Genomic DNA, 15,871 nt, shown 5'->3' on the forward strand with positions numbered 1-15,871 from the left:
TTATCTCTTCAATAATTTATCTTCAATGGTTTGGATCATTTCTTCACGAACTTCTTTGACTGGAATCTCCACGATCACTGATCCAAGGAAACCACGAACCACTAGGCGTTCTGCAGTTGCCTGATCCAAGCCACGGCTCATGAGGTAGTACATGTCTTCTGGATCCACTTGACCGATAGAAGCTGCATGGCCTGCAGTCACATCATTTTCATCGATCAAAAGAATTGGATTGGCATCGGAACGAGCTTGATCAGAAAGCATTAACACACGGCTTTCTTGTTGGGCATCTGCCCCTTTTGCTCCCTTGATAATGTGGCCAATCCCGTTGAAGGTCAAGGTTGCCTTTTCAAGAATGACACCATGTTGGAGAATGTTCCCTACCGAATTGCAACCATAGTTGGTTACGCGGGTATCAATCCCTTGTACCTGACGACCACTAGATAGGGCTACGACCTTAAGGTCTGCATGGCTGCCGTTTCCTATCAAGTCACTATCAAAGTCAGCAACGACATTTCCTTCGTTCATGACACCGATTGCCCAATCAATGCTAGCATCCTTGCCTAGTTTCCCACGGCGGCTAATATAGGCAGTGACATTCTCACCAAGACGATCAATCGCAGCAAACTTCACTTGCGCACCTGAACGGGCAATCACTTCTACTGTGATATTAGCAGTTGCCTTGGCACTACCTTCTCCACGTGACTCTAACCGTTCAAGGTAACTAATCTTACTGTTCTTACCAGCTATAATCAAGATGTGCTTGTTAAATGGCACATCGCTATCACTATCCTGGTAGAAGACACCCTCGATTGGCTCCGCGATTTCTACATGATCTGGAATATAGAGAACAGCTCCACTATTGAAATAAGCTGTGTGGTAGGCTGCCAACTTGTCATCATCATATTTAACGGATGACATGAAAAATTCCTCTACGACCTCTGGAATTACTTCCAAGGCTGAGTGGAAGTCTGTAAAGATGACTCCCTGGTTGGCCAAGTCAACTGGAATCTGTTCAAATACTGTGTGAGTTCCATGCTGAACCAATTTTAATTGATTGTCAATCGCAGTGAAGTCTGGCACAGCAGTGAGTGGCTCACTTTCTGTGATTGTTCCATCGCCAAGATTCCAACGATGAAATTTCACGCGTTCAATCACGGGTAGTTCTAAATCATCAATTTTATCAAAAGCCTTCTGACGCAAGTCCTGCAACCATTGGGGCTCTGCATGCATTTCTGAAAAAAATTTGATATTTTCTTTGGTCATTTACTCCTCCTCAAAGATCCTGTTCAGTTTTGGACACAAGATTAGAGTTCTTCTTTGTAGTCGTAACCTAACTCTTCTGCTAATTTCGCGTATCCTTCACGCTCCAAACGCACAGCAAGCTCAGGACCACCTGAAAGGACGACACGACCTTCCATCATCACGTGAACCACATCAGGAGTAATGTAGTTTAAAAGACGTTGGTAGTGGGTAATGATCATGGCACCAAAATCTTCGCCACGCATTTCATTGACCCCTTTTGAAACCACTTTAAGGGCATCGATATCCAAACCAGAGTCAATCTCATCAAGGAGGGCAAACTTCGGTTCCAACATCAACAATTGCAGAATTTCATTGCGTTTCTTCTCACCACCTGAGAATCCTTCGTTCAAATAGCGTTCTGCCATTTCTTCCTTCATATTGAGGAGTTCCATTTTCTGGTCCAATTTTGTGATAAAATCACGAACAGAAATTTTTTCATCCTCTTCTTTGCCAGCATTCATGGCTGCACGAAGGAATTCAGCATTGGTAATTCCTGGAATTTCTGATGGGTATTGCATAGCCAAGAAAAGGCCCATGCGAGCACGTTCATCCACTTCCAATTCAAGGATATTCACTCCATCAAATAGAATTTCACCCTTAGTCACTTCATAGTTTGGATTTCCCATGATCGCTGCAGATAGGGTTGATTTCCCTGTCCCGTTAGGTCCCATGATGGCTGCGATTTCTCCCGTTTTAAGGGTCAAGTTCACACCTTTTAAAATTTCCTTGCCTTCAATTTCTACGTGAAGATCTTTAATCTCTAATACTGACATTTGTATTCCTTTCTGCTATAGAGTTTTGTCTTATCTAGTATAACAAAAAAAAGCCTAAAAGGCTTTTCTGGTGTTTAGAATCGTTCTTATTTAGTCTTGTTTTTTCTATTTTGTCGAACTTCCTCTCGATAGGCAGAATTTCCTATATAGCGTAAGCAATTTAGGAGCGGACTATGGTTAGGACCTAGGACTCCAATCAATTCTGCTAATAATTCAACTCCTAATACCAAACCGATGACAAGCAGAACGCCACCAATACGAGTCGAAATATTCAATAGAAGAGAAATCATAGCAAAAATCATCGAAATTCCATAGATGACCAAGACAGTTCCACGATGCGTTAAGCCCAAAGAAAGTAGGCGATGGTGCAAGTGATTCCGGTCTGGTGCATAGAACTTCTGACCAGAGAGAGTCCGACGAACAATCGCTAAAAAGGTATCCGTAATGGGGACTCCCAAAATAATCATCGGCGTAACAACTGCAACAGCCGTCGCGTTCTTAAGACCTTGCAAGGACAAAACAGAGATCATAAAACCAATGAAGAGGGCTCCTGTATCCCCTAAATAAAGAATCGCTGGATGATAATTAAAGGGGAAGAAACCAGCAATGGCCATGACTAAGACAAAAATCGTCATAGTCAGAAAGAGATTGGGCACTGGGAGAAAGAAATGAGAAACAATCCCCATCGTCACCAAGGAAATAATCGAAACCCCACTGACCAGGCCATCCAAACCATCAATCAAATTGACTGCATTGGTAATCGAAATGATCCAAATGACTGTTAAAATATAGGACAACCAGGGATCAAAATGAAGAAATGGCCCTCCAAAAGGGATCTTGAAATCATTTAAGCGAAAATCTGTAAAGAACCAGATCACACTGGCCCCTAGGAAAATCCCCAGCATCTTTAACCGCGGTGACAATTCTTTTATATCATCGATTAAACCAGTCAGACCAATAATCCATCCTCCAACGACAACTGGTACGGTATAGGTCAGATAAGATGTCTTAGTTACATGCCCCTTTGTAATCATCGGCAACAAAATGACGGTTGCTATGGTAAAAGCAAGAATAATAGCTAAACCACCAGCGCTGGGCATGGGTTTCTTATTGATCCGACGCGCATTTGGATAGTCTACGGCATCTATTTTAAACGCCAATAACCTCACAAAGGGGGTTAGAATCAAACTGATCAAAAAAGTTGCAATCAGGACCAGGATAAATTGTAATGGAAAAGTAATCATACCAAATTAACCTTTTGAAGTTCGTGAATAGCATCTGAGACAAGCAAGAGATGACCATGTTCCTGGAGGACAGCTCTAGTAGTATCTGTATCTTCCGCATATTCACGCATGGTTGCCAAAAGCCAACCTGGATAATCCTGCGGACACCCTTCCAAATCGATCAGGATGGTTAAATAGTACATCCCGTCCATTTTATAAAGTTCAGAAGTCTCAACAGCATAATGAACTGTTTTTGTAAACCGAATCACTTCTTCTAACTGAGAAAACTGGAGGATATAATAAATATACCGTGTATCTACTGGATGATTCGATGTATCTTCTTCTGAAAGCTGATTTTCGTCAGCCAATTCCTCAGCTTCTAAATGACGGATTGCATCGCCGTCTCCCTTACTCTTTTCAGAGATGGTTTTTTCCAAGGTTTTGATAAATTCGTCCGGAGACATTTGCGACAATTCTTCCATATCAGGCAAGTCGGAAAAATCTTCAAAATTTAAATGCTGATCAATTTTTGATTTGGTCACAAAAACATCGAGTTTATCTGGCTTAGGGGTCACTCGAAAACTTAACATGCCACTGTCTAAGAAACTTTCTGGCATTTCTAATTCATCTAAGATGGTATAGAAAAATTCTTCTGTTTTTTCTTGAGGCACCAAAAAATCGGCCATTTCCATGCCCCGTTCTTCTAAGTCCTCTAATTGAATCGTGATTTTAATGGTTGAATCACTGATTTGCTTCATCTTCATGACTGCACCTCATACTATTAGTCTTTCTATTATACTAAAAAGGGACATATTTTTCAAAACATGACCCCCTCCTTAGATAGGAAACAAGACTTAAACAAAAGAGCACTTCCTCCCCCGCAAACATAGCAGTTTGAAGAAAAGGAAGAAGCACTCCAATTTCATTATTAGATAAAGATTTTAATCACTGCGTAGACGAGCAAAATCGCTCCCAGAACAATCCGATATTTCCCAAAGATTGTGAAGTCATGAGTTTTGACATAGTCTGTCAAGAAGCGAATCGCTACCATACTAACACCGAAGGCTACCGCCATAGCAACTAAAAGGATTGTTCCCTGGCTGAAGCTTAAAGCATTTCCTCCCAAGACAAACTTAGCGACCTTTAATAGACTAGCCCCAAACATGGCAGGAATCCCCAGATAAAAGGTGAATTCTGTCACAACTGAGCGACTAACTCCATTGACCAAACCACCTACAATTGTTGCACCTGACCGACTGGTTCCTGGGAAAAGCGACAAGACTTGGAACAATCCAATATAGAGAGCTGTCTTATAAGGCAACTTGTGTAATTCCGTCACTTCCGGCTCTACTTGCTCCCGTTTTTCAAGGTAAATAAAGGCCCAACCATAGGTAATCAGCATGATGGCTACAGAAAAAGAGTTATGAAAATGAGCTTCAAACCAATCATCCAATTTAAAGACAAAGAGCAACGGTAGAGTCGCCACAGCAACCTTGGCCCACAATTGCCAAGTTCGTCTTACCTCTTTTTTCGATTTTCCAGGCTTAAATGGATAAAGCTTGTCGAAGTAAATCACAACGACAGCCATAATGGCACCTAGCTGAATAACGACATTAAACATCTCCATAAAGGCAGGGTTTTGATCCTTAAACTGGATAAAGTCTTGAATCAAAATCAAATGACCTGTACTTGAGATTGGAAGCCACTCTGTGACTCCTTCAACAATTCCAAAAAGAATCGCTTTTATCAGTTCAATGATAAACATCTTTTTCTCCTAAACTTACATTTGCTATATTATAACACATTTCTAGCCATAGAACCAGATGCGCTTGCAAGGATGCATAGACTAAAAGAAGTGAGGTAGATCCTACCTCACTTCTCTAAAATTGTAACTACAACTGTAGCTAGCTAGCACTTGTGCGACTCTAAAAAGCACCGAAGCCACCGCCACCACCGCCACCAGAGAAGCCACCACCAGAACTACCACTTGAAGACACTGTAAAATGACTAGCAGTTGTCGCGGTCGTTCCATAAGTAGATAAGAGATGGCTGGAATGGATCAGATTACTACGAAATGGAGTGTAGACATAGGCATCCATACTTGGGTTATCCAAGTGGATTTGACGAAGTTTCATCACTTTACTTACTTGATCTGCAAAACCAAACAGAGTAGCATAGACTAATAAGCGATTCCATAAAACCAGCGATTGAACTTCTGCTTCTTCCAAATGAGCGATATCCCGCAACATATTACGGAAGCTATCCCAGTAATAGCGCTGTTCTGCACCGAGGTCCGTTGGGACTCCATCCCGTCGATAGAGGGTGAACTTCCCTTGGAAGGATGCCGGAAGAATCCACATTACCAACACATAGATCACACAAAAGATAGAGAGCCAATTCAAGATGAAATAAGCAATTAGACCGGCTACCAAAGCGATGCTCCATGCAGCCCATCCAAAGAAGAGACACATACGACCTGCACGTTCCTCCCCTACCTCTAAAGGACGGTAGTAAGGAGAAAGGGCAAAGGTTTGGATCTTTTGTTGAACTGCCTGAGCGACACGAGAAATCGCTGCATCAATCCGATCTTGCGCTTGTTTTCCTCTCTTGCGAATGGCATCTTGCTCTTTCTCAGACGCATATTTATAGAGAGAATCCGAAATTTCATAATCTGAAAACAAGTCATCTGTTCTACAATATTTTTGAGAACCGAAAGCAAGTCTAAGAAACTCGCGCTCAAATTCATCCAATGTATCTTCATTTTGAATCGTTAAAACTGTATGAGTATCGTATTGCTCACAGATGATATTTTTTCGATCAATCAAATCAAGTAAGGTTGCTTGCACCAACTGATCAAATTTAAAGGCGCCCCGAGCATGTTTTTTGGTTGGAGAAATCTCATCTAGCTCTGTAGAGTATACAATCGAGGCCATTAGTAGAGGCGCAACGTCATTTGGAATCTCATACAAGCGGCTATTTTTCGGGAAAACTCTGGTAGAAGTCACAGATTGTATGAATCGATGACGATAATAAATAGCAAGAAGAAGGAAGAACAGAATAAGGATTGGGAGTAGGACCTTCATAAATAAGCGAATCCAGGTCCGTTTTTGAACAATTCCTGCTTCCGTCCGATGATAGTTGGACTCCTCCATCAAACCTGTATCGCGATAGGATTCCCCAAAGGAAGCTACATCCGATTTCCGCCAGTAAGCATAAATCTCAACACCTTCTTTTCGTTTCAGATTCTCTAGAGTAGCCTTATAGTTTGCTTCTTCTTTCTGAACAGTTGCCTCAGCCCCCATATAAGCCGTATGGATATTCAGTTCCGATTTCGAGGCAGCTGTAGCAAATTTCGGGATAACCTGTAACTCTACTTTTTTGACCTCTTGATCCCCATCACTGATTGGTTTCCAGTTCAATAATAGGATATCTTGGTGAACATAGAGCAGGTTTTTTAAGCGCCAGGTAACCTTTATCTTGACAGTATCCCCTGCACTTCCGCCGTTATAAATCTTTACCTGATAACCATCGCCTAAATTTTGAACTTCTGGTTCTTGCGACAAGGTTCTACCTTCCACTTCCACCAAAGGAGGAATTACTATTTCAAAACCTTGAGGCATTTTACCAGCACTTCCCAGGCTGACATATTGACCATTATAGGAAGTTGTAAAATGATAGACCAATTCTTCCTCATAGGTAGCATCGTCCCAAGTTTCCAAGGTAAGAGTCCCCCGATAAGACTGAACCTCATAGGAAGGACCATCCGCTTTTACAAAACCTGTTATAAATAGACAGGCCATCACTGCCAATAGAACATACAGAATTTTTTTCATTTCCCCTATACTCCTTTGGTTTATTATAGCATTTTTTCATGAAAAGGTTATCAGGTTTGAAAAGTAGACCAATTTCCTGTACAATAAGATGATACTATTTATAAAGGAAGAGGAGACTACATGAAAAAAACAATTTATGCTCTCTTTACCGGACTACTTTTATGTCTGGGAATGAGCCATATTGTCCAAGCAGATGAGTATCTCCGGATTGGAATGGAGGCTGCGTATGCTCCTTTCAACTGGACTCAAGAAGATGATTCAAATGGAGCCGTAAAGATTGATGGCACCAACCAATATGCCAATGGTTACGATGTTCAAATCGCCAAAAAAGTTGCTGAGGGACTAGGTAAAAAACCTCTGATCGTAAAAACATCTTGGAACGGACTAATTCCAGCCCTCACTTCTGGGAAAATCGATATGATCATCGCCGGGATGAGTCCTACTGCTGAGCGCAAAAAAGAGGTTGCCTTTTCTAATAGCTACTATACTAGTGAGCCAGTCATGCTGGTCCGCAAAGATGGAAACTATGCGAATGCCACTAGTTTAGATGACTTTAAGGATGCCAAGGTCACCTCTCAACAAGGGGTCTACCTCTACTCGCTCATCTCCCAACTCAAGGGTGCAAAACAAGAAACTGCGATGGGAGACTTTGCTCAAATGCGTCAAGCTTTAGAATCTGGTGTTATCGATGCCTATGTTTCTGAGCGTCCAGAAGCCTTGACAGCTGAGTCCGCTAATTCAAAATTTAAGATGATCCAATTCAAAAAAGGATTTGAAGTTGGGGAAGAAGATGCGACCATCGCTATCGGGATGAAGAAGGGTGACGCTAGACTTGACCAAGTCAATGCAGCACTAGCGAAAATCTCATCTGAAGACCAAGTCAAACTCATGGATGATATGATCAAGAAGCAACCAGCTTCCAGCGATGCTAGCGATGATGAGCAGACTTTCTTCAGCCAAATGATAAAGATTTTGAAAGATAATGGCCCACAGTTCTTACGTGGAACTGGTATGACCCTCCTCATCTCCATGACGGGAACCATTGCTGGTTTGATTATCGGTTTGTTAATCGGTGTCTTCCGGACTGCGCCTATGTCTAAGAACAAGGCCGTCGCTGCCTTGCAATCATTCTTTGGTTGGTTCCTCAATGTCTACATTGAGATCTTCCGTGGAACTCCGATGATCGTTCAATCCATGGTTATTTTCTACGGTTCCGCCCAAGCCTTCAACATTTCCTTGGATCGTACCTGGGCCGCCATCTTTATTGTTTCGATCAATACAGGGGCTTATATGAGCGAGATTGTTCGTGGAGGAATCTTAGCAGTGGATACTGGTCAGTTTGAAGCAGCAACTGCTCTAGGAATGACCCATGGACAAACCATGCGCAAGGTCGTCCTTCCTCAAGTTATTCGCAATATCTTGCCAGCGACAGGGAATGAATTTGTCATTAACATCAAGGATACATCTGTCTTGAATGTTATCTCCGTGGTCGAACTTTACTTTACAGGAAATACGGTCGCAACTCAAAACTACCAATACTTCCCAACCTTTACTATTATTGCGGTTATTTACTTTATCCTGACTTTCACTATCACCCGTATCCTTCGTTATATCGAACGTCGCTTAGATTCTGATACCTATACTACAGGTGCCAATCAAATGCAAGTCAAAGAGGTGAAATAATGGCAGAAAAAATACTTGAAATCAAACACTTAAAAAAATCCTACGGTCAAAACGAAGTTTTGAAGGACATCTCTCTTTCAGTTGAGAAGGGTGAAGTAATCTCTATCATTGGGAGCTCTGGTAGTGGGAAATCTACCTTCCTTCGCTCCATCAATCTCTTAGAGACACCGACTGATGGGGAAATCCTCTACCGGGGGCAAAACGTTCTCGATCCTGATTACGATCTCACCCACTATCGGGAAAAATTGGGCATGGTGTTCCAAAGCTTCAACCTATTTGAAAACTTAAATGTCTTAGAAAACACCATTGTCGCTCAAACAACTGTCCTAAAACGGGACAGAGAAACGGCAGAGAAGATTGCTAAAGCGAATTTAGAGAAAGTTGGTATGGGAGAACCTTATTGGGCTGCTCGTCCAAAACAACTTTCAGGAGGGCAAAAACAACGGGTCGCTATCGCTCGTGCTCTCTCTATGGATCCTGATGCCATTTTGTTCGATGAACCAACCTCTGCTCTGGACCCTGAAATGGTCGGAGAAGTGCTTAAAATTATGCAAGACTTAGCCAAAGAAGGCTTAACCATGATCGTGGTCACCCACGAAATGGAATTTGCACGAGACGTCTCAAGTCGTGTTATCTTTATGGACAAGGGGGTCATCGCTGAACAAGGTGATCCTAAAGAAATCTTTACCAATCCAAAAGAAGAACGGACCAAAGAATTCTTACAACGTTTCTTAAACTAAAACAAACTCCCTCACTGGAAATCCTTCCGATGAGGGAGTTTTTAAATACCATCAATTGAAAGCTCGATTCCACACATAAACTTGTTGAAATCCTTTGATAGATATGAAGAAATCTAGTGATACTTTCCTACGATATCCTGATTTATACTATATAAAAAGAAGGGAAGCTTTTTCCCTTCTTTTTTATATCTAAGTTTAATTTTCGAATTTTTGATGATTCTTATCATAAAAATCGATCAAGCCAAGCGCAGTTTCAAACGAAATGTTTTTCACTTTTGCACGACCTTGCGCAAGTGCAATGATAGACATTTCACGGGCGTTCGTTTCTTTACTGATACGATAGCCAGTGATCTTTTTATCACGTACCCAACCAACAACTGATTCCACTTTTTCGAAGTTCGATTTAGCCATGATTCTTCTCCTATATTATTATTTCCAATACTAATATAAAATTTTTTGCATATTTTGTCAACCATAATAGCTGAAAATACGAACAATTTTAAAAAAGTCAGATATTTTGTTATTTAGCTTTTAAAGCTGAGAGGATTTGGGTGCGAATATTCTCTACGCCATCCGGATTTGCTGGTAAGAAGAGGGTATTGGTACCTTGTTTTTCTGCAAAATTATTCAAAGTATCCAAATATTGGTTGGTCAAGAGAATCGACATAATCTGTTCTTCTGTCAAATTCACATTGGTGTCTTTCAATTCCTTGATAGAATCTGCCAAACCATCTACAATGGCCTTCCGTTGCTCTGCAATCCCGACCCCGTGAAGGCGATCTTTTTCAGCCTCCGCTTCGGCTGCGGTAACAATTTTAATCTTGTCCGCTTCAGCCAATTCTTGAGCAGCCACACGTTTCCGTTGAGCAGCGTTGATCTCATTCATTGACTGCTTGACTTCCGCATCTGGTTCAACCTTGGTAATCAAGGTTTTTACAATGATATACCCGTAGGTTGACATTTCTTCAGCTACTTGTTTTTGAACCTCAAGGGCGATTTCATCCTTTTTCTCAAACAATTCATCCAAGGTCAACTTTGGAACAGATGAGCGCAGAGCATCTTCGATGTAAGATTTGATCTGAGCTTCTGGGCGCATCAATTTGTAGTAAGCATCCGTTACATTGTTTTCATTTACACGGTATTGTGTTGCGACATTCATGGTAACGAATACGTTATCTTGTGTCTTAGTTTCGACCACAATCTCGCTTTGCAAGAGACGCAATTGCACACGTGCAGCAATTTTATCGATACCAAATGGTGCACGGACATGAATCCCACTGTTGCTGATCTTTTGGTAGCGTCCAAAACGCTCAATAATCGCAACAGATTGTTGTTTCACCACATAGAGGGAGCTAATGAATACAGTAGCTCCAACTACTAGAATAGCCAATAGAAAAATCCAAATCATTTCCTGATTCTCCTTTATATTTTATTACTTTTTTTGAAGTGACTCTTTGTTAAAGAAGCCATCATACCAACATGTTATAGAGGGTTTCATTTCCATTTAGGTTAATGAAAGAAGGGTCAAATTGTTCAATCCGATTGATCAGACCTGCATAGTCATGCTTATCTGCCAAAGCAACCCCAATCAAGACTGGGCCAGTCCCCTTACTTGCTCGTTTGATGTACTCAAACCGCGTGATATCGTCATTTGGTCCTAAGATATCATTTACAAATTCTCGAAGAGCTCCTGGACGTTGCGGGAAGTTGACGATGAAGTAGTGTTTAATACCATCATAGATCAAAGCTCGCTCTTCCATCTCTGGCATCCGGTTAATATCATTGTTCCCCCCAGAAATCACACAGCAAATGGTCTTCCCTTTGATATACTCTCTCAACACTTCTAAGGCTGCAACACTGGCAGCTCCAGCTGGTTCTGCAACCAAGCCTTGCTTAGAATAAAGATCAATCAAGGTCTCAGAGATCAAGCCCTCGTTGACGCCAATCAAGGTCTCAACATTTTTTTTCGTTGCCTCATAAGTCAACTGGCCTACCTTTTGAACAGCAATCCCATCCGCAAATTTATCAATCTGTTTGAGTTTTACCGGGCCTCCAGCTTCAAAGGCTGCCTTCATCGACCGAGCCCCATCTGCTTCAATCCCAATAACCTCGATTTCCGGCGCTTGTTCCTTGATATAGGTGGATACTCCGGCGATGAGGCCTCCCCCACCAACTGGTACTAACACCGCATCGAAGTCGATGGACTCTTTCTTAGCTTCCTCTAGAATTTCGTAGGCTACAGTTCCTTGACCCGCTTGGACATTGGCATCATCAAATGGATCAATGAAGGTACAGTTTTTAAGCTCGGTATATTCCTGCGCCGCCTTAGAAGAAGCATCAAAAGTATCTCCTACTAATTTAATGGTCACATACTCTCCACCAAAGAAACGAACTTGGCTAATCTTTTGCTGAGGTGTCGTAATCGGCATAAAGATGGTCGCTGGGATTTTCATTTCCCGGCAGGTGTAGGCAACTCCTTGAGCATGATTGCCCGCCGAGGCACAGACTACTCCTCGCTCTCTCTCTTTCGCATGTAACTGAGAAATCGCGTAGTAGGCTCCACGAATCTTAAAGGAACGAACCCGTTGCGCATTTTCCTTCTTTAAATAGATTTTTGCTCCATACTTTTCGGATAAATAATGATCATAATCTAAGGGAGTATCAACAACCACACCCTTTAAGACCTTGTGGGCTTTTATGATATCTTTCGATGTTATCATGGTCTTCCTCTTCTTCTCCTTATTTCATCTAATTATATCAAAAGACTGCAAAAATTTCAGCGTGTTTTCCAAATTTTCAGAAAAATCACCCAAAATGTTCGATATGGCACGTCTCTTCATACAGACTCTGCTAAATGGTTGAAAATACCTTCCAATCCATCTCTGCTATTGATGAAAAAGAAGTTGGGATTTCTCCCAACTTCACCATCACCTCATTAGTTATAGATTTTAAAGGCGTCGTCGTCATTTTTTCCAACGAATGGCATCGCTTTACGCAATTCTGCACCAACTTTTTCGATTTCAAGGTTAGCAGCTTGTTCACGGTAAGCTGTCATTTTCGGACGACCTGCTTTGTAGTCGTTCACAAAGTCATTGGCAAATTTACCGCTTTGGATATCAGCAAGGACAGCCTTCATGTTTTCTTTTACTTGCTCAGTGATGACACGTGGACCTGACACATAGTCACCGTATTCAGCAGTGTTTGAAATTGATTGACGCATTTTCTTGAATCCACCTTCGTAGATCAAGTCAACGATGAGTTTCATTTCGTGAAGAACTTCAAAGTAAGCCAATTCTGGAGCGTATCCAGCTTCCGTCAAGACTTCAAAGCCTGCTTCGATAAGGGCAGTCAACCCACCACAAAGAACAGCTTGTTCACCAAACAAATCTTCTTCCGTTTCTTCTTTGTATGTTGTTTCCAAAAGACCAACGCGTGCTGAACCAACACCTTTACACCAGTCCATGGCGATATCTTTAGCATTTCCTGTAGCATCTTGGTAGACAGCGTAAAGTGCAGGAACACCAAATCCTTCTTCATACGTACGACGTACCAAGTGACCAGGTCCTTTAGGCGCACACATGAAGACATCTACATCTGCAGGAACTTTGATGAATTCGAAGTGGATGTTGAAACCATGTGCAAATCCAACAGCATTACCAGCTTCCAAGTTTGGAGCAATTTCTGCTTCGTACAATTCTTGTTGGATCTCGTCTGGAGCCAAGATCATGATGACGTCAGCCAATTTAGTTGCTTCTGCTACTGTGTAAGTATCAAAACCATCTTCTTTTGCTTTGTCAAAAGATTTACCTGGACGTACACCGATAATCACATCATGACCTGAGTCACGCAAGTTTTGTGCGTGGGCATGACCTTGTGAGCCATAACCGATAACGGCAATTTTTTTACCGTCAAGTGCTGCTACTTTTACATCTTTTTCGTATTCCATTTGAACTGCCATAGTTTTTTCTCTCTTTTCTATTTTTATTGCCTCTTAGGCTATTTTAACAAGTTTAGGTTGGATTTTAATCGCGGGTAAAGCCAGTTGCACCAGTCCGTGCGACATTTTTAATCCCATAAGGACGAATGACACGCAAGAGAGCTTCGTTCTTCTCTGCATTTCCTGTCATCTGCACGGTGATGGAGCTTGGAGCCACGTCAACCACAGTCGCGCGGAAGGGCTGGATAATAGCCAGCAATTCTGCTCGTTTCTCTGCTGGTGCAGAGACCTTGATCAGAATCACTTCACGCTCTAGGTGAGGTTTATCTGTAATGTCTCGGACGCGAATTACATCGACCTGGCGATTGAGTTGCTTGATGATTTGTTCGACTTCATCATGAGATGCAACATCAATAATGATGGTAATCCGTGATACATTCGGATTTTCTGTCGCTCCCACTGAGATGCTCTCAATGTTGACTTGTCGTCTAGACAAGACACCGGTAAAGCGATTGAGAACCCCAGACCGGTTTTGAAGTTTGGCTGTTAACATTCTACGCATTAAACTTCACCCCCAACATCTCATGATTGCTCTTACCAGCTGGTACCATTGGTAAAACGTGTTCTTTCCGAGAAATGTCAATCTCGATGAACATTGGTACATCTTCGGTAATGACTTCCAAATCCTTCTCAAGGGTTTCGGGATTATCAAATTTGTAATTCTTAATCCCATAGGCTTGCGCCATCAATTGGAAGTCTGGCAAGGTTTCAAAGACGGACTCTGATGTTCGTCCATCATAGAAGGCTTCTTGCCACTGCCGAACCATCCCAAGTGAATGGTTGTTGAGCATGATGACCTTGATCGGAATCTTGTAAACATTCAAGATTGCCAATTCTTGGTTGGTCATCTGGAAGCCACCATCTCCGACAAAGAGCACGACTTCTTTGTCTGGATTGGCAATCTTAGCACCAATTGCAGCTGGTACACCGAATCCCATAGTCCCTAGACCACCAGAAGTCACTAATTGCCGTTCGTTTTGGTATGGGTAGTACTGAGCTGCCCACATTTGGTGTTGGCCAACGTCTGTCACGACGATAGCATCCCCCTTGGTCAACTCACCCACGCGTTCAATAACTGCTTGGGGTTGGACCACGCGTTCTTTCTTATCGTAAGAACGAACCCGGTTCTTATCTTTTGTGACCTTCTCGATCCATTTCTCCGTATTGTTGTGAACCACTGGCTCTGCCAACAACTGTTGTAGAGCTTTCTTCGCATCGCCAACGACGGGAATATCGACTGCAATGATTTTACCAATCTCTGCTGGGTCAATATCAATATGAGCGACTTTGGCATTCTTCGCAAAGGTCTTTGGATTTCCTGTCAGACGGTCATCGAAACGACAGCCAATACTGATCATGAAATCCGCTTCGGTCATGGCAATGTTGGCCGCAAAGGAACCGTGCATCCCGCCCATTCCAAGGAAGAGAGGATGGTTTGTCGCAATCGTTCCCTGACCTAAAAGGCTAGTTACTACAGGGATCTGATAGCGTTCTGCTAAGGCTACCAATTCTTCTGCCGCTTCCGCATAGCTAACGCCACCCCCAGCCAAAAGGACTGGTTTCTTAGCCTTGCCCAATTGTTTCAAGATTTTCTTAATCTGCAATTCATTTGGCTCAATGGTAGGCTGGTAACTTGGAATGTTGACTGCTGGGTTGAATATATAATCTGTTTCTAAGGCAGAGACATCTTTTGGAAGGTCAATGACGACAGGGCCGGGACGACCAGTTGTCGCAATATGGACCGCTTCAGTAATAATCCGTGGAATATCTGCTGTCTCTCGTACTTGGTAATTGTACTTGGTGATCGGCATGGTAATCCCAACAATATCTGCCTCTTGGAAGGCATCCTTCCCGATACCGGAACGGTTGACCTGTCCAGTAAATACAAGAAGAGGGACACTATCACTCATGGCATCAGCAATACCTGTAATGGCATTGGTTGCCCCAGGTCCACTAGTGACGACTGCAACACCCAACTTTCCAGTTGATTTGGCGTAGCCTTCAGCTTCATGCAAGCAGCCTTGTTCATGTCGGCCAAGAATGTGTTTGATCCCTTTAAAACTATAAATAGCATCATAAAGGGGCAAAACGGCTCCACCTGGGTACCCAAAAATGGTATCAATCCCAAGATCTCGAAGCGTTTCTAGCACAAGCTCTGAACCTGTCTTTGCAGTTTCTAAGGTAATTTTCTCCATGTCTCTCCTTTCTGTTTCTTTGATTATCAAATGAGCATGCTACTATCATACCATTTTTGGAAAATAATTCAAGAAAAAATCACAAATTTTCTGAATTTTCTATCCAAATCCGAATAATGAGATTT

The 15,871-nt window shown here is 42.2% G+C and carries 14 protein-coding genes; 2 read left to right on the top strand and 12 right to left on the bottom strand.

What is annotated here, in order from left to right; all coding sequences use genetic code 11:
- The 6 genes from sufD to ACOXXR_RS07855 all read right to left on the bottom strand — a co-directional run bounded on the left by sufD (position 1) and on the right by ACOXXR_RS07855 (position 7,131).
- On the bottom strand, positions 1-1,263 hold the full coding sequence (gene sufD / locus ACOXXR_RS07830; protein ID WP_445278377.1) for a Fe-S cluster assembly protein SufD: 1,263 nt from the start codon (positions 1,261-1,263) through the stop codon (positions 1-3).
- Positions 1,264-1,304: 41 nt separating this feature from the next.
- Positions 1,305-2,075 carry a Fe-S cluster assembly ATPase SufC gene (gene sufC, locus ACOXXR_RS07835; protein ID WP_006594965.1) on the bottom strand — a complete coding sequence of 257 codons (771 nt, stop codon included), beginning with the start codon at positions 2,073-2,075 and terminating at the stop codon, positions 1,305-1,307.
- Between the two features lie 86 nt (positions 2,076-2,161).
- Positions 2,162-3,319 (bottom strand): glycosyltransferase family 4 protein, encoded by a 1,158-nt coding sequence (locus ACOXXR_RS07840; protein WP_195214289.1) that lies wholly within the window; start codon positions 3,317-3,319, stop codon positions 2,162-2,164.
- The gene (gene mecA, locus ACOXXR_RS07845) at positions 3,316-4,062 is read right to left on the bottom strand and encodes an adaptor protein MecA (protein WP_120701239.1); all 747 of its coding nucleotides are present in this window, start codon (positions 4,060-4,062) and stop codon (positions 3,316-3,318) included. The genes ACOXXR_RS07840 and mecA overlap by 4 nt, the downstream gene beginning before the upstream one ends.
- A gap of 164 nt (positions 4,063-4,226) precedes the next feature.
- Complete coding sequence (locus ACOXXR_RS07850; RefSeq protein ID WP_219074975.1) at positions 4,227-5,063, bottom strand: undecaprenyl-diphosphate phosphatase; 837 nt, start codon at positions 5,061-5,063, stop codon at positions 4,227-4,229.
- Positions 5,064-5,223: 160 nt separating this feature from the next.
- Positions 5,224-7,131 (bottom strand): DUF2207 domain-containing protein, encoded by a 1,908-nt coding sequence (locus tag ACOXXR_RS07855; protein ID WP_195348243.1) that lies wholly within the window; start codon positions 7,129-7,131, stop codon positions 5,224-5,226.
- 120 nt (positions 7,132-7,251) lie between these two features.
- Between ACOXXR_RS07855 and ACOXXR_RS07860 the strand changes: the two genes are divergently transcribed.
- Both ACOXXR_RS07860 and ACOXXR_RS07865 read left to right on the top strand, forming a co-directional pair.
- Positions 7,252-8,814, top strand: coding sequence for an ABC transporter substrate-binding protein/permease (locus ACOXXR_RS07860; protein ID WP_129270470.1), 1,563 nt, complete (start codon positions 7,252-7,254; stop codon positions 8,812-8,814).
- Positions 8,814-9,554 (top strand): amino acid ABC transporter ATP-binding protein, encoded by a 741-nt coding sequence (locus tag ACOXXR_RS07865; RefSeq protein WP_009732258.1) that lies wholly within the window; start codon positions 8,814-8,816, stop codon positions 9,552-9,554. Before ACOXXR_RS07860 ends, ACOXXR_RS07865 begins: the two co-directional genes overlap by 1 nt.
- Before the next feature lie 195 nt (positions 9,555-9,749).
- Here the strand turns inward: ACOXXR_RS07865 and ACOXXR_RS07870 are convergent, their stop codons facing one another.
- The 6 genes from ACOXXR_RS07870 to ACOXXR_RS07895 form a co-directional block, all read right to left on the bottom strand.
- Positions 9,750-9,965, bottom strand: coding sequence for a capsule biosynthesis transcriptional regulator (locus ACOXXR_RS07870; RefSeq protein ID WP_006594972.1), 216 nt, complete (start codon positions 9,963-9,965; stop codon positions 9,750-9,752).
- A 109-nt stretch (positions 9,966-10,074) separates the two neighbouring features.
- Complete coding sequence (locus ACOXXR_RS07875; protein WP_023022202.1) at positions 10,075-10,962, bottom strand: SPFH domain-containing protein; 888 nt, start codon at positions 10,960-10,962, stop codon at positions 10,075-10,077.
- Between the two features lie 61 nt (positions 10,963-11,023).
- Positions 11,024-12,274, bottom strand: coding sequence for a threonine ammonia-lyase IlvA (gene ilvA / locus ACOXXR_RS07880; RefSeq protein ID WP_445278378.1), 1,251 nt, complete (start codon positions 12,272-12,274; stop codon positions 11,024-11,026).
- Positions 12,275-12,489: 215 nt separating this feature from the next.
- On the bottom strand, positions 12,490-13,512 hold the full coding sequence (gene ilvC / locus ACOXXR_RS07885; RefSeq protein ID WP_061564734.1) for a ketol-acid reductoisomerase: 1,023 nt from the start codon (positions 13,510-13,512) through the stop codon (positions 12,490-12,492).
- 64 nt (positions 13,513-13,576) lie between these two features.
- A complete protein-coding gene (gene ilvN, locus ACOXXR_RS07890) occupies positions 13,577-14,053 on the bottom strand; it encodes an acetolactate synthase small subunit (protein WP_006594976.1) in 477 nt (158 codons plus the stop codon).
- A complete protein-coding gene (locus tag ACOXXR_RS07895; RefSeq protein WP_123159963.1) occupies positions 14,046-15,746 on the bottom strand; it encodes an acetolactate synthase large subunit in 1,701 nt (566 codons plus the stop codon). Before ACOXXR_RS07895 ends, ilvN begins: the two co-directional genes overlap by 8 nt.
- Positions 15,747-15,871 lie beyond the last annotated feature (125 nt).

It is taken from the genome of Streptococcus sp. KHUD_013 (assembly GCF_052588545.1).

Bases quoted from the DNA above. Each gene is read 5' to 3' on its own strand.
- sufD (WP_445278377.1), bottom strand. From the start codon at position 1,263: ATGACCAAAGAAAATATCAAATTTTTTTCAGAAATGCATGCAGAGCCC.
- sufC (WP_006594965.1), bottom strand. From the start codon at position 2,075: ATGTCAGTATTAGAGATTAAAGATCTTCACGTAGAAATTGAAGGCAAG.
- ACOXXR_RS07840 (WP_195214289.1), bottom strand. From the start codon at position 3,319: ATGATTACTTTTCCATTACAATTTATCCTGGTCCTGATTGCAACTTTT.
- mecA (WP_120701239.1), bottom strand. From the start codon at position 4,062: ATGAAGATGAAGCAAATCAGTGATTCAACCATTAAAATCACGATTCAA.
- ACOXXR_RS07850 (WP_219074975.1), bottom strand. From the start codon at position 5,063: ATGTTTATCATTGAACTGATAAAAGCGATTCTTTTTGGAATTGTTGAA.
- ACOXXR_RS07855 (WP_195348243.1), bottom strand. From the start codon at position 7,131: ATGAAAAAAATTCTGTATGTTCTATTGGCAGTGATGGCCTGTCTATTT.
- ACOXXR_RS07860 (WP_129270470.1), top strand. From the start codon at position 7,252: ATGAAAAAAACAATTTATGCTCTCTTTACCGGACTACTTTTATGTCTG.
- ACOXXR_RS07865 (WP_009732258.1), top strand. From the start codon at position 8,814: ATGGCAGAAAAAATACTTGAAATCAAACACTTAAAAAAATCCTACGGT.
- ACOXXR_RS07870 (WP_006594972.1), bottom strand. From the start codon at position 9,965: ATGGCTAAATCGAACTTCGAAAAAGTGGAATCAGTTGTTGGTTGGGTA.
- ACOXXR_RS07875 (WP_023022202.1), bottom strand. From the start codon at position 10,962: ATGATTTGGATTTTTCTATTGGCTATTCTAGTAGTTGGAGCTACTGTA.
- ilvA (WP_445278378.1), bottom strand. From the start codon at position 12,274: ATGATAACATCGAAAGATATCATAAAAGCCCACAAGGTCTTAAAGGGT.
- ilvC (WP_061564734.1), bottom strand. From the start codon at position 13,512: ATGGCAGTTCAAATGGAATACGAAAAAGATGTAAAAGTAGCAGCACTT.
- ilvN (WP_006594976.1), bottom strand. From the start codon at position 14,053: ATGCGTAGAATGTTAACAGCCAAACTTCAAAACCGGTCTGGGGTTCTC.
- ACOXXR_RS07895 (WP_123159963.1), bottom strand. From the start codon at position 15,746: ATGGAGAAAATTACCTTAGAAACTGCAAAGACAGGTTCAGAGCTTGTG.